Origin of the sequence: Moraxella catarrhalis (assembly GCF_001632285.1) — a bacterium.
GTDB lineage: Bacteria > Pseudomonadota > Gammaproteobacteria > Pseudomonadales > Moraxellaceae > Moraxella > Moraxella catarrhalis.
The window spans coordinates 1-12,864 of sequence record NZ_LWAH01000013.1 but is presented as its reverse complement, the minus strand read 5'-3'; the positions used below and the strand labels follow the sequence as shown (position 1 = coordinate 12,864).

General features: G+C 40.4%; 14 protein-coding genes and 1 pseudogene. 3 read left to right on the top strand and 12 right to left on the bottom strand.

All coding sequences use genetic code 11. The annotated features are described in order from the left end of the window. Positions 1–21 precede the first annotated feature (21 nt). The 11 genes from modA to A4U55_RS03175 all read right to left on the bottom strand — a co-directional run bounded on the left by modA (position 22) and on the right by A4U55_RS03175 (position 8,397). A complete protein-coding gene (gene modA / locus A4U55_RS03225; protein ID WP_063453999.1) occupies positions 22–786 on the bottom strand; it encodes a molybdate ABC transporter substrate-binding protein in 765 nt (254 codons plus the stop codon). Between the two features lie 40 nt (positions 787–826). Then, complete coding sequence (locus A4U55_RS03220) at positions 827–1,252, bottom strand: TOBE domain-containing protein (protein WP_013107862.1); 426 nt, start codon at positions 1,250–1,252, stop codon at positions 827–829. 49 nt (positions 1,253–1,301) lie between these two features. Further along, the gene (locus tag A4U55_RS03215) at positions 1,302–1,796 is read right to left on the bottom strand and encodes a molybdenum cofactor biosynthesis protein MoaE (RefSeq protein WP_003657686.1); all 495 of its coding nucleotides are present in this window, start codon (positions 1,794–1,796) and stop codon (positions 1,302–1,304) included. A 1-nt stretch (position 1,797) separates the two neighbouring features. Further along, complete coding sequence (locus A4U55_RS03210) at positions 1,798–2,049, bottom strand: MoaD/ThiS family protein (RefSeq protein ID WP_003657687.1); 252 nt, start codon at positions 2,047–2,049, stop codon at positions 1,798–1,800. Beyond that, positions 2,039–2,530, bottom strand: coding sequence for a cyclic pyranopterin monophosphate synthase MoaC (moaC, locus tag A4U55_RS03205; protein ID WP_003657688.1), 492 nt, complete (start codon positions 2,528–2,530; stop codon positions 2,039–2,041). The genes A4U55_RS03210 and moaC overlap by 11 nt, the downstream gene beginning before the upstream one ends. Further along, positions 2,523–3,110 (bottom strand): molybdenum cofactor guanylyltransferase, encoded by a 588-nt coding sequence (mobA, locus tag A4U55_RS03200; protein ID WP_077656027.1) that lies wholly within the window; start codon positions 3,108–3,110, stop codon positions 2,523–2,525. The genes moaC and mobA overlap by 8 nt, the downstream gene beginning before the upstream one ends. 67 nt (positions 3,111–3,177) lie before the next feature. Then, positions 3,178–3,747: a molybdenum cofactor biosynthesis protein B gene (gene moaB / locus A4U55_RS03195; RefSeq protein WP_003657690.1), complete on the bottom strand. Its 570-nt coding sequence runs from the start codon at positions 3,745–3,747 to the stop codon at positions 3,178–3,180. 38 nt (positions 3,748–3,785) lie between these two features. Continuing rightward, complete coding sequence (locus A4U55_RS03190) at positions 3,786–4,463, bottom strand: MOSC domain-containing protein (protein ID WP_003665316.1); 678 nt, start codon at positions 4,461–4,463, stop codon at positions 3,786–3,788. A 61-nt stretch (positions 4,464–4,524) separates the two neighbouring features. Further along, a complete protein-coding gene (gene moaA, locus A4U55_RS03185) occupies positions 4,525–5,610 on the bottom strand; it encodes a GTP 3',8-cyclase MoaA (RefSeq protein WP_003668599.1) in 1,086 nt (361 codons plus the stop codon). A gap of 152 nt (positions 5,611–5,762) precedes the next feature. Continuing rightward, a complete protein-coding gene (gene narL, locus A4U55_RS03180; RefSeq protein ID WP_003657693.1) occupies positions 5,763–6,419 on the bottom strand; it encodes a two-component system response regulator NarL in 657 nt (218 codons plus the stop codon). A gap of 7 nt (positions 6,420–6,426) precedes the next feature. Then, complete coding sequence (locus A4U55_RS03175) at positions 6,427–8,397, bottom strand: type IV pili methyl-accepting chemotaxis transducer N-terminal domain-containing protein (protein WP_063453998.1); 1,971 nt, start codon at positions 8,395–8,397, stop codon at positions 6,427–6,429. A gap of 308 nt (positions 8,398–8,705) precedes the next feature. Between A4U55_RS03175 and A4U55_RS03170 the strand changes: the two genes are divergently transcribed. From A4U55_RS03170 to A4U55_RS03160, 3 genes and pseudogenes are all read left to right on the top strand, one after another. Continuing rightward, the gene (locus A4U55_RS03170; RefSeq protein WP_041786659.1) at positions 8,706–9,977 is read left to right on the top strand and encodes an MFS transporter; all 1,272 of its coding nucleotides are present in this window, start codon (positions 8,706–8,708) and stop codon (positions 9,975–9,977) included. Between the two features lie 20 nt (positions 9,978–9,997). Beyond that, a complete protein-coding gene (locus tag A4U55_RS03165) occupies positions 9,998–11,344 on the top strand; it encodes a NarK family nitrate/nitrite MFS transporter (protein WP_003657697.1) in 1,347 nt (448 codons plus the stop codon). Between the two features lie 101 nt (positions 11,345–11,445). After that, positions 11,446–11,682 (top strand): annotated as a pseudogene (locus A4U55_RS03160) (IS1595 family transposase); the annotation flags it as partial. Positions 11,683–11,758: 76 nt separating this feature from the next. On the opposite strand, the gene A4U55_RS03155 reads toward A4U55_RS03160, so the two are convergent. Continuing rightward, complete coding sequence (locus A4U55_RS03155) at positions 11,759–12,550, bottom strand: HesA/MoeB/ThiF family protein (RefSeq protein WP_003664518.1); 792 nt, start codon at positions 12,548–12,550, stop codon at positions 11,759–11,761. Positions 12,551–12,864 lie beyond the last annotated feature (314 nt).

The window sequence follows — 12,864 nt, the reverse complement described above, 5'->3', positions numbered from 1 at the left end:
ACCAAACCTTGATAAAAATGATTACAATACACTAAAACCATATTTGTAATAAACCGCTTTGGCTTCATTGGTCTGTAAAAAGTTATAATACTGCTGGGCTTCACGACTTTGCTTAACCATGCTGATGGGGTAGACAATCGGCGTGTGTGTGGTGATTGGAAAGGTGTTAATCACTTGCACATTTTTGACCACTTTGGCATCTGTGGCATAGACAATGCCCAACTGGCATTCACCACGGTTCACAAAGTTTAGTGCAGCACGCACATCTTCGGTCTCTACCAAACGTGGCCCGATGGTGTCCCACCAACCTAGGTTGGTTAGGGCTTCTTTGGCGTATTTGCCCACAGGCACGCTGGCGGTGTTGCCAGTGCATAGCTTGCCTGTAAAGGCATTACCGATGTCAAAGGATTTGTCTATTTTGATGTTGGTCTTGATGGGGTTGTTTTTGGGGGTAATCATCACCAAGCGGTTGCCCAATAGGTTTTTGTAGCTGCTGCTAACAATCTTATCTTTTTTGGCAAGATAATCCATCCAAGAGGTGTTTGCCGAGATATAAATGTCAGCAGGCGCACCTTGCTCAATTTGTTTGGCAAGGGTAGATGAGGCGGCAAAGGAAGTTTTTACTTTGCTGTTGTATTTTTTTTCATACAACTTATTGATGTCTTCAACAGCATTGGTCATGCTGGCAGCGGCATACACGGTAAGGTCTGCATGGGCTGATGTTGCCCCCATGACCATCATGGCGATGAATAAAGGTTTGATGGCTGATTTGATGGTTGCTGTCATAACATGCTCCTGTTTGTTCTGTGGTTGTGGGGTTTGGGCGTTACTTTTTGACACCAAGGACGATGTGTGATGCCTTAATTAAAGCAGTAACAGGTGAACCCACGGCTAGGTTTAGATTTTGACAGCTTTGGCTGGTGATGATGGCACTAATCACTGTACCGCTGGCGGTTTTGATGGTAATTTCGGCATTCACCGCACCGTCGGTGATGCTCTCCACCGTGCCTTGCAATTGGTTGCGAGACGATAAAATCAGCTCATCATCTGTTGCGACGATGACCGATGGGGCTTTAAAAATCGCCACCACGCTGCCACCGACAGCAAGGTTAAGACGCTTGGTACTCTCTGAGGTAATCACAGCCGTTAATTCATCGCCATCGGTTAAGCTAAGTTTGATGACATCATTGACCGCTCCTGATTGAATGTGTTTGACGGTGGCGTTAAGTTGATTTCTTGCACTGATTGCCATGGGTGTTCTTCTTGATTGGCGGTTGATAAAAATTGATTATGATAATGGCTTAACCATTATTACTTAACCATAAACTTTGGTTGCTGTCGGTATAAAATTCTTGCTTCCATACAGGAATGTCTGCTTTGATGGCGTCGAGCAACCACTGACAAGCTTCAAAGGCGGGATAGCGATGATGAGCGCTAACGCCTATCCACACCGCCATATCGCCTATGTTCAGATCACCGATGCGATGCATGGCGATGGCATTTTCAATTTTAAAACGTTGACAGGCTTCACTGATCAATAGCTTTCCTTGATTAAGTGCCAATGCCTCATAACCATAATAGGTGAGCTTCTCTACTGGGCGGCTGTTGTTATGGTTTCGCACCCAACCTTCAAAGGTCACTAAAGCCCCACAGCGGTCATCAAGCAAACCTTTTTTTAGCTTCTTCTCATCGATAAAGGTGTCTAATAAGGCAAATCCATCAGTGATTGCCACATGGTAGGCAGCTTCATGGCTTAATGAGATCTTTGATGAGCCTTGATGTAGTTTTTGAGCCATATTAACCTCCAGCGACAGGTGGAATGAAGGCAATGATATCACCATTGCTAACCTTAGTCTGCCAATTGGCAATCTGATGATTGACAGCAACCGCCAATTCATCTTGTGTTAAATTAAAATCGTATTTATCTAATAAATAAGAATAAATATCATTAAGATAATAATGCGAGGTTGTTAAAATTTCTTCATCTATACCTGCCTGTTCGGCAAGACTGGCGAAATATAATACAGTAACAGTTAAGTTATTTGACATAATCAGATTTCCCCCCAGTTTTATTTAATAGACAAACATCGGTAATGATAATGTCGTGGCTCATTGCTTTGGTCATGTCATAGATGGTCAGACAAGCTACTGATACTGCTGTTAAGGCTTCCATTTCTACACCAGTTTTGTGAGCTACCTTGACAGCCGCTGTCACAACGATGGCACATTTTGCATCATTATATTCAAAGCTTAGCTTGACACTATCAAGGGGTAACTGATGGCATAAAGGGATTAAATCGCTCGTTTTCTTAGCACCCATAATACCTGCAAGATGAGCTGTTTGGGTAATTGACCCTTTTTTTGTCATGCCATCAGTGTTTTTGATGGCTAAATAGATATTTGAAGGAAAAATTACCTGAGCGCTTGCGGTGGCACTGCGCTGGGTTACTATTTTGGTTGAAACATCAACCATGCTAATATCACCATTGGCGTCTAGATGAGTTAGGGTGTGGTGATCTAAATCAGTCATAAAAATTTTCCAAAGCTAAGGCAAATTCACTGGGTGTGTTAAAGTTAGTCAAAGAGTGTAAATCATCATTAAGATCAAAAGTTTGGCGGTCAACAAGGTCTAAAAATTGCATGACTGAGCGACCACCCTGAGCCAGAAAATCAAGTAATATTGGTAGAATACTGGTGTGGTAAACCCCTAATAAGGGGCAGTCTTTTTTTGCGTATAGATAGCCAACTTGAGCACTGGTAAACTTTAATATATCAGCAATTTTATCAATCGCTAGCAAATGATCGCAGCTAACAGTCAAAATATAGCCTTCGCTTTCTACCGCCTGTAAGCCAGCAGTGATGCCGGATAAAGGACCTGCACCTTTACCTGAATCATTGCAAGGCAAATAATCTTTAAGTGGCGTAATGAGTGGATCATGTGCGGAATTTTTACCGTTATCTGCCAAAAAAATAGGTAAGTTTAATTTTTTGGCACAAGCGATATGAAAATCAAGTACCGTACTTTTGTTAGGTAGGGCAAGCTGTGCTTTGGGTTGTCCCATTCGAGTTGACTCTCCCCCTGCTAAAATTAAGACAGCGCATAAACTCATGGCTTAATTCCGATGTTAAGCATCATATTATAGTTACCATTAAACTGAGAATCCAAATCTGCCACTATTAGCCATGCGATGGATTTTGACGCATTAAATGTGGTACAAAGTTACAAGGACGAGTTCGGTTATCCAGCTGCTGTTTGATAATACCCTCCCAGCCTGTTCGACATGCTCCTGTTGATCCTGGTAAGCAAAAAATTACTGTGTTGTTTGCCATGCCTGCCACTGCTCTAGATTGTAGGGTTGACATTCCGATTTCGCCATGAGATAAGTATCTAAACATTTCACCAAAGCCTTGCACTTCTTTATCAAATAGCACGCCGACTGCTTCTGGCATGTTATCACGATGATAAAAACCTGTACCCCCTGTGGTAATAATGGCATGAATGCGTTCATCAGCGATCCATGCACTAATCACTGCACGGATTTGATAAATATCATCTTTGGTCAGCTTGCGGTCAACCAATACATGACCTGCCTCCACTAGGCTATCTACCAAGAATTTTCCTGAAGTATCTTCGTCCAGTATGCGAGTATCAGATACCGTTAGTACAGCGATGTTTAAGGGAGTAAATGGTTTATCGGATTTTTTGGCTTGTGGTTGATGATTAGGGTCATTACATAAGTTACACATAAGATGTCCTGTGGGTTAATTAAAGTATCAAATCAAAGTTAAGGTCTTAGGGTTTTATTAAAAATTTTTTGTTTCCAGCTGCTCTCAAGGCAATCAATGTTCAGCCACTGATTGGCAGTAGCGGCATCGATTTTGCTTTTTTGATTCACTATTTGCCAAAGAGTGTGCAAAGTGGCGTATTCAAAAGGGCGTTCGATAAGGTAGACGGATAAGTCGGGCTTAATGATGCCTGTTTTGACCACTTGATAATACCACCCAGCAATGCCTTGATGACTAACAAAAGAAGATATGTTTGGAGTGTTTAATCGATCATTGATCTTATAACAAGGACGGCGAGGCTGCACTAGCCGAAGCTGTACGCAATCATCTGCATCACCGAATTGATAGATATCGCCAATGCATACCGAGCGTTCGTCCATCGGTATCTTATCGGTAATGACGGTTAAATTTTCTCCGAGTGAGCCAACAGGGATGTTCAAACCAAACGCCTGATTGATGACATCATAGGTGGTGATTGGCATTTGATGCACTGCTTTGAGTGGTCCACCGTGAAATTTATGCTCAGCTTGTTCGTCTGCATCTAGACCCAGTAAATCAACTTTCATGCTGCCATCAATGGGAATTTTATTAATAGCACTCACGCCACGCACAAACGGCTCAATTTTACCTGTGCGTACGGTGGTCAGAGTGCCAATAAATTTAGGTAGAGTATTCATTTCCTGCCTCATTATGTACTGATGATTTCAGCAATCAGTGAAATAACCGATCAATCACACTTTAGCCGCCTACCAAGGATAAATTATACATCATGCCGCTGTCGGCAGAGTGCAGGTGATGATGTTCAGGTTTGATAGGCATTAAGGCTTGTAAAGCTTGAATAAGCCCCTGGGTGTCACCTTGTGTCAGATAAGGACGAATGTCGTAATTTTGGCTATCAAACAAGCAAAGATGCACTTGACCTTGACTACTAACACGTAGGCGATTGCAATGATCACAAAATTTGGGTGAATAAGGTTCAATCAGACCAATTTTACCGACATAATCAGGGTGGCTGTATTCAGTTGCAGGTCCACCATCCGTTGCACGCATTTGAGCCCTCCAACCGTGCTTGATTAAATAGGTTTTGATATGCTGACTGCTAGTATGTTCGGCAAAAAACAGTTGGCTATTATCTGATGTTTGCATAAATTCAATGAAACGGTAAGTAATGGGGCGATCTTTGACAAAGTCCAGTGCTGCCATAAGATTGTCATAGGCGGTATGTGCCATCAAAATGCCGTTGAGCTTTAAGGTGATGCTAGTTGAGTATAAGAGTTTATCAATATCACGAAGTAGAGTAGGCAAGCCATCATATCCTGTAATTTTATGAAATGTTGTGGGATTAAAACTGTCAATACTTAGATTTAATTTATCCAAGCCTGCATCATGCCAAGCGGATAGATGTTTGCCTAATTTATAGCCATTGGAGCTGATACACGCGGTCTTGATACCCTCTGTATTTTTGATGAGTCTGATCAAGTCAGGCAAATCATGGCGTATAGATGGCTCACCCCCTGTCAGACGAACTTTGGTGGTGCTAAGAGCAGCAAATCCTGCCAATAAAGTAGCAATTTCTTGTTGTGTCAGCTCGTTATTAGGACGTTTGCCTTGATAGCCATTAGGTAGACAATAATTACAACGAAAATTACAAAAATCAGTGATGGAAAGTCTAAGATAGGTTAGTTTACGCTGAAAGTTATCAGTCAATTTTTCTGTTGAGTTGGATGTTGCTAGGGTAAACTCATTGCCATAAAATACCGTGTCAAAACAATCCGTCGCTTGGTGGGCTGGCTGCGCCGGTTGGAATAATAAAGAGTTTTTCATGACAATAACTTATGGGCGTTGCCTCGGTGATGAATGTATTACAACTATAACAAAAAATACCCAAGCTCCCTATAGCCACATGGTTAAAATTTTTTGACATTCTCTACTACTTTGGATGTATGTGTCACTACAATGCTTGATTATTTCGCTTATCACTGATAATGACCAACCGCCCAAACGGCAATCTCAACGCGCGTACGCAGGCCAATCTTACCAAGAATGTGTTTGACATGAACTTTAACTGTGGATTCAGCAATACCAAGCTTGTTACCAATCATCTTATTACTCATCCCTTGAGCAATCATTTTAGCAACTTGGATCTCGCGCTCTGTCAGCTCGTGACTGCTGTCAGTTTTAACAGGTTTACGCATCGCTTGTGCTAAAATCGGTGCAAGACTTGGACTGATGACTAATTCACCGCACAAAATCTTACGTATATCAGTAATGATTTGCTCTGGCTCCATATCCTTGAGTAGATAGCCATCAACGCCTAAATGAAGCGCATCTTGAACATCTTTGCTATTGTCCGATACGGTAAATAATAGAACTTTGGTTTGAATACCCAACTCCCGTATTTTTTTGAGCGTTTCAATACCATTTAAGATAGGCATGGTGTGATCTAAAATCACAAGATCTACAATTTCTTGATTTAGAATATCCAGGGCTTCCATCCCATGGTTGGCTTCAGCAATGACTTGAACATCCTTTTCTAGACTTAATAAATCTGCCAAACCACGACGTAGCATCGGATGATCATCGACAAGAAGAAGGCGTGCAGGATTGGCTGCGGTAAAAATCTTTAAAACCATGTTATTCCTAGTTCTCATAAAATTTAGGTAAAAACCAAATACGCACCAAAGTGCCCTTTGGGGTGTTTTGACTGATATCAAACTCGCCACCCAAACTGTGCGTGCGCTCTTGCATAATTTTTAATCCATGATGCTGTTGTTCATCAATATGCTTTGGTAAACCCACGCCGTCATCACCAATTTCCAGATAAATACGCTGTTCAGTGTCTAAATGTGTTTTTTGATAAAGGCTGACAGTTACCTCTTTGGCGTATGCATGGCGCTGAATATTGGATAATGCTTCACGAATAATTTGTAATAAGTCAATTTGCTCATTAGCACTTAGATTTTGGCTTAAAATCCGATTATCTAATGTAATATTAAAACCACCTTTCGCAGAAAATTCGTCACAGGCCTGTTCAATGGCATTATCAAAACTGCCCGATTCTATTTTTAAGCGAAAGGTCACAAGTAACTCGCGCAGCTGAATGTAGGCAGCATCAAGCCCTGAACGTGCTTGCCCTAAAACTTGAAGCATGGCTTCATTATGATCCATGAGCGTATCATTTTGGTTTTGTTGAGCTGCGTCAGAAAGTTGGCGCGCGTGCGTACCTAGCATAGAAAGCTGAATTTTTAGATATGACAATGACTGTGCCAATGAGTCATGTAGTTCGCGGGCAATGGTGTTCCGCTCTTCTAAAAGTATTAATTGATGCTCTTGCTGACGTTGTTTTTGGATGGTGAATACTAGGCTTACTAAACTTACCAACACTTGTACAAGTTCTTTGGTAATGGTGGTATCATCTTCTTCAGACTGCTGATGAACCATCAGCTCGCCCCAGTAGTTGTTTTGGGCGCTGATTGGATAAATTCTTGTCGTAGATCTAGCTTTAAGAGCGCATTGATCGCAGTTGCCTGTAGAACAAATTTCACTCGACAAAAGATCGGTTTTGCCTGTTTGTAATTCTTCAACAGAGTGACTGTGAATACTAATGCTATCTTTAGATGACGCAAGCACAGTGTCATTTTTCAAGAGAGGTCCTGAAGTGCTAGATTCATTTAATTTTAGGTGATCATGCAAGCATAATGTAAACCCAAAACTTGGATTTATCTTTGAAAAATTCTCAAGTAAATGATGTAGCTTAGATAATGTAACAGGCTCTTGATTGAGCTGATTGGAAAAATCATACAATAGTTTAAGCAATTGGTTAGCTTGGGTAAGATGCCGAGTTTTGTTTAACACTTCTTGATTGAGCTTGGCTTGATGTTCGCTAATGGTATCTGCCATATCATTGAATGAGTTGCTAAGCGTTTGAAACTCTTGATAGCCAGTTACCAGCGCAGGCACATGATGACCGCGTCTGAAATGCTGCGTACTGTCTATGAGAAAGTGAATGGGTCTTAGTACATTACGCCGAAGCTCATACATACCTAATAATAGGGTTAATAAGATGATACCAAGCGCAGACATTTGTAATACTTGTTGCCAGTGCTGGCGGGCTTCACTGCGAACCTGAATTTTTTTAGTTAGCTCGTGAACTTCTTTAATGTATTTACCAGACGCCACTAATACTGCGGTACTATCATTATTTACTAAAGCAGGCTTTAGCATCTTTAACCAATGGTGTTGAATTGTTTTAGTTTGGCTATCTATCTCAGTGTCCTTATTGCCAGGCATATTCTGATATGCATACAGCACATTCAAACGCGCTTGCATATCATCAATCAGTTGTTGATTGATCGATAAGGTAGGATCAAGTTTTACATGATCATCAATTGGTAAAGTGGTATTGGTTGTTAATAAATAATTAATGCGATAAGTTGCCATCCGAATTGATCCGACAGAGTTGAGTGCTTGAGCATCAGATTTTGATACCCAGGCTAAGACTGCTGAAGTGCTGGCTGTGACTGTCGCAAAAAATACAATAACGCCAACTGCCAGCCAAGCACGCACTGAAAGCGATTTTGGCAAAAAGCCACTAAGTCGGTTATTTAACATACATACCCCCAAAAAGCCAAGATCTGCTGTTTGAGTAAAAAATGATTGATTGTAATCAGGTTCTTAAAAACAAGTTCTTGAAAAATCAGGCAATTATACACTAATCCTTATGAAGAACGACTACTTCTTAAGTAGTAGAAATCTATATTTTAGACATAAGAGCATTAATTTATGATTGATTTAAATCAACTAATTCAAAAAAATTTCAATTTATTATAGCTTGTGTACTTTTGTAAAGCTGATTTATTTGGAGGGATTTTGATATCCAAATAAAATCTGTTTTTAGCATCTTTTAAAAAGAGCCTATCATGACAACAAAATCTACCATTGTACTCATCTCGTCGACCGTTGCATTTACGATATGTTTTATGACTTGGATGATGTTTGCTGTTTTGGGTATCCCTATTCAGCAAGCACTTGACTTAAATGAAACCCAATTTGGATTACTTGCCGCCACGCCTGTTTTGACAGGTTCGCTAGTTCGTTTACCGCTGGGTATCATGACGGATAAATATGGCGGGCGCATTGTATTTTTCGTCTTAATGTTAGCGACAGTATTGCCGATCTTTTTAATGGGGTGTGCTGATCAATATTGGCAATTTTTGTTATTAGGCTTGTTTGTTGGTTTGTCGGGCGGATCCTTTTCGGTGGGTATCGCCTATGTAGCCAAGTGGTTTGAGGCAGACAAGCAGGGCTTTGCCATGGGTGTATTTGGCGCAGGTAATGCAGGTTCAGCGATTACTAAGATGATCGGTCCTGCCATTATCGCTGTAGGGGCGTCCACAGCAGCCAGTGCTGCAGAAGGCTGGCGTTTTTTACCTAAAGTTTATGCAGGTATTATGCTGATTACAGCCATAGGTTTTTGGTTTTTTAGTTATGATAATAAAACGCATCGTACTGCCAGTAATGCTACTCTTGCCAGTCAACTGGCTGTTCTAAAGGATAAGAATGTTTGGCGTTATAGCCAATATTATTCGATCGTTTTTGGTGGCTATGTAGCACTGGCGCTTTGGATGACCAAGTATTATGTCGGCGAATATGGTTTTAGCCTACAAACAGCAGCATTTTTGGCAGCGTGTTTTAGTTTGCCTGGTGGGGTATTGCGTGCACTGGGTGGGTGGCTGTCAGATAAGTATTCGGCACACACAGTCACTTGGTGGGTACTTTGGTCATCGTTTTTGCTACTATTTGCCTTATCCTATCCTCAAACATTCTTGACCATTCAGACAGTTGAGGGGGAAAAAAGCTTTTATATTGGCTTAAATGCCATCGTCTTTACTGTATTGATTTTCTTGCTAGGTATTGCCTTTGCCATTGGTAAGGCATCGGTATTTAAATATTTGTCTGATGAATACAAGGATAATATGGGTGCAGTATCAGGTGTTGTGGGCTTGGCAGGGGGTCTTGGCGGCTTTATTCTACCGATTATGTTTGGTGCCGCTGTGGATATCACAGGTATTCGTTCATCGGCGTTTATGATCATGTTTGGTGTGGTGTGGGTGAGTTTGATTTGGATTTATTTATCAGAGGTCAAGCCAAAAATAGAACAAGACCATCAATCAAAAACCCTAAAATTATAGCTAATATTTTGGAGACCTAAATGAATAATCAACTCAAAGGTGGTCGTCGCATCGATGACTGGCGTCCTGAAGATGAAAAATTTTGGCAAAATGGCGGCAGCCGTGTCGCTACTCGAAATCTTTTTATCTCAATTCCTGCACTATTGCTTGCATTTTCGGTCTGGGTTATCTGGAGCGTGATTGTAGTTCGTATGCCTGAAGTTGGCTTTCAATTTGATAAAGCGCAGCTGTCTTGGCTTTTGGCACTACCTGCCTTATCTGGGGCAACCATGCGTTTATTTTATGCGTTTTTAGTACCTGTTTTTGGTGGTCGCCGCTGGACGACACTGTCAACAGCATCTTTGCTTATACCTACAATTTGGTTGGGTTTGGCTATACAAAACCCTGAAACTTCTTTCACCACATTTGCAATCATCGCACTATTATGCGGTTTCGGCGGTGCCAATTTTTCATCCAGTATGTCTAATATCTCATTTTTTTACCCTAAGTCTAAACAAGGTATGGCGTTAGGCTTAAACGCAGGTTTGGGTAATTTAGGGGTATCTGTACTGCAGTTTGTTGTGCCTGTGATCATCGGATTTTCTTTATTTGGTGCATTGGCGGGGGATGGCCAGGTTACTGAATCTGGTAAAGTTTTATATTTACAAAATGCTGCTTTTGTTTGGGTTATTCCAATTGCTATTATGACTGTACTTGCATGGTTTGGAATGAATGATTTAAGCAACGCCAAAGCGTCATTTAAAGAACAGTCAATTATTTTTAGAAGACAACATAATTGGATCATGTGCATTCTTTACTTGGCAACTTTTGGATCTTTTATCGGCTTTAGTGCGGCGTTCCCTATGGTTATTAAGCAGTCGTTTCCTGAGATCGATCCTCTAAAAGTTGCCTTTCTAGGTCCTTTGGTTGGCGCTCTATTTCGTCCTGTAGGTGGTTGGTTGTCTGATAAGGTTGGCGGTGCGTGCGTCACATTCTGGAATTACATTATTATGACAATTGCTGTCATCGCAGTTATGTTTTTCCTTAAAAATGGTAATTTTACAGGCTATTTTGCTGGGTTTATGTTGCTATTTATCACCACTGGGATTGGTAACGGCTCAACGTTTCGTATGATTCCTGTGATCTTTCGAACCATGCATGAACGCTTACACTCCCCTGATGCTATTACACAAGCACGCAAAGAATCCGCTGCAGTTGTAGGTTTTTCGGCGGGATTTGCGGCATATGGTGGTTTTTTTATCCCAAAAATGTTCGGTTCAGGTCTGGGGGTAAATGGCACCTTCCTTGTACTAATTGCATTTTATATTATATGTATCGCTTTGACATGGTGGTATTATTCACGCAGAAATGCCCCATATCCTTGTTAGTATTAAATAAAAAACGGCTTATTGATAAAAGCCGTTTTTTATTATTTCTTCATTTTAAATTAGGGGCTGTACTAGAATAACTCTCATGTTATACTAGTTTTATGAAGATAACCCATTGTAAACTCAGTAAAAAAGTACAAAAAAGACTGCTTGAATTTTTTGTACTTGAAGCTACTGCTCGTTCGGCAGCTGATTTGCTACAAATGCACCCAAATTCAGCAGCTTGATTCTACCATAAAATCAGACTTGTGATAGAATACCATCTTAATCTTGAGGCTAAAGAATTGTTTGATGACGAAATAGGGCTTGATGAAAGCTATTTTGGCAGCATTCGCAAAGTACACCATCTAATCAGCTTAAAGTATTGAGAAGATGGTGTGGGATTTGGGCTAATCTAGTACAGCCCCTAAATTATTATAGCGCGATAGATTTTTGACAAATAGGGCAGGAGGGGTTTTTGGTAAACTTCATTTTTTGAAAATTGGCACGAGAACCTTGCCATACCATCAGCGTATCTTTTAAGGTATTTTGATCTTTACCGAGAAAATGTAAGGCGATGTCAGCACCAAGTGCACCGATCACCGCCACCGTGCTTGCTAAGACACCGGAAGTTGCACAGTTTTGGGCTGCCCTCATTGAAGTACCAAATAAACATGCATAGCAGCCTGTTTTTTTTGGCTCAAAAAGTGCAACTTGCCCAGTTTCGCCAATGGCGGACAATGAAAGTAGGGCTGTACTGGTTATGATCGAATGGCGGTTAAGTGTTTGACGAATATCGAAATTATCACTGCAATCAATCCATAAGTCTGATTTAATAGATATTAAGTTTTCTTTTATAGTATCATCATTGAGTGCAATATTATGACTATGGACTGCAGCCCAAGAGTTTTGTTCTATCAGTGCTTGTTTAGCTATTTGTGCTTTTGGTAAACCAATATCTGCTTGAGTGTACAACAGCTGTCTTTGTAAATTACTGTCATCTATGGTATCAAAATCAAATAAATGCACTTCACCCACACCCGCTCTCACTAAAATCGGAGCAACCATACAACCTAAACCGCCCATTCCAATTAGTGAAACGGATGATTGCTTAATTTTAAGTTGTGATTCAATATCCCATCCGTCTAATAAAATTTGACGACTATAACGCATCAGTTCTGCATCACATAATTCGGTTTTGGGGTGGGGTTTGGTATTGGTATTCATCATAGGATATGTATCGAATTATCAAGAAATACAGTTTGCTCAGATTATCGTGTTATGTCAATACAACTTTTGGGTAAATAATATTGTCGTGAGTTTTAGACAAATGATTTCATAATATATTTTAGAGGGATTATTTTGTGTAGCGAACTACAGACATAATGTTAGATTGCAAAAAAACAATTTGAATAATTTGCGTTAAAAACCCGTTAATGAATTGGATAGTACACTAAAGTTGATGACATACATTTAGATAATTTTATTTAATATTATATTTAATAAATATAACTTATTAGACTATATATCACCCAGGTACC

Coding starts and splice junctions, on each gene's coding strand:
- modA (WP_063453999.1), bottom strand. CDS start 786: ATGACAGCAACCATCAAATCAGCCATCAAACCTTTATTCATCGCCATG.
- A4U55_RS03220 (WP_013107862.1), bottom strand. CDS start 1,252: ATGGCAATCAGTGCAAGAAATCAACTTAACGCCACCGTCAAACACATT.
- A4U55_RS03215 (WP_003657686.1), bottom strand. CDS start 1,796: ATGGCTCAAAAACTACATCAAGGCTCATCAAAGATCTCATTAAGCCAT.
- A4U55_RS03210 (WP_003657687.1), bottom strand. CDS start 2,049: ATGTCAAATAACTTAACTGTTACTGTATTATATTTCGCCAGTCTTGCC.
- moaC (WP_003657688.1), bottom strand. CDS start 2,530: ATGACTGATTTAGATCACCACACCCTAACTCATCTAGACGCCAATGGT.
- mobA (WP_077656027.1), bottom strand. CDS start 3,110: ATGAGTTTATGCGCTGTCTTAATTTTAGCAGGGGGAGAGTCAACTCGA.
- moaB (WP_003657690.1), bottom strand. CDS start 3,747: ATGTGTAACTTATGTAATGACCCTAATCATCAACCACAAGCCAAAAAA.
- A4U55_RS03190 (WP_003665316.1), bottom strand. CDS start 4,463: ATGAATACTCTACCTAAATTTATTGGCACTCTGACCACCGTACGCACA.
- moaA (WP_003668599.1), bottom strand. CDS start 5,610: ATGAAAAACTCTTTATTATTCCAACCGGCGCAGCCAGCCCACCAAGCG.
- narL (WP_003657693.1), bottom strand. CDS start 6,419: ATGGTTTTAAAGATTTTTACCGCAGCCAATCCTGCACGCCTTCTTCTT.
- A4U55_RS03175 (WP_063453998.1), bottom strand. CDS start 8,397: ATGTTAAATAACCGACTTAGTGGCTTTTTGCCAAAATCGCTTTCAGTG.
- A4U55_RS03170 (WP_041786659.1), top strand. CDS start 8,706: ATGACAACAAAATCTACCATTGTACTCATCTCGTCGACCGTTGCATTT.
- A4U55_RS03165 (WP_003657697.1), top strand. CDS start 9,998: ATGAATAATCAACTCAAAGGTGGTCGTCGCATCGATGACTGGCGTCCT.
- A4U55_RS03155 (WP_003664518.1), bottom strand. CDS start 12,550: ATGAATACCAATACCAAACCCCACCCCAAAACCGAATTATGTGATGCA.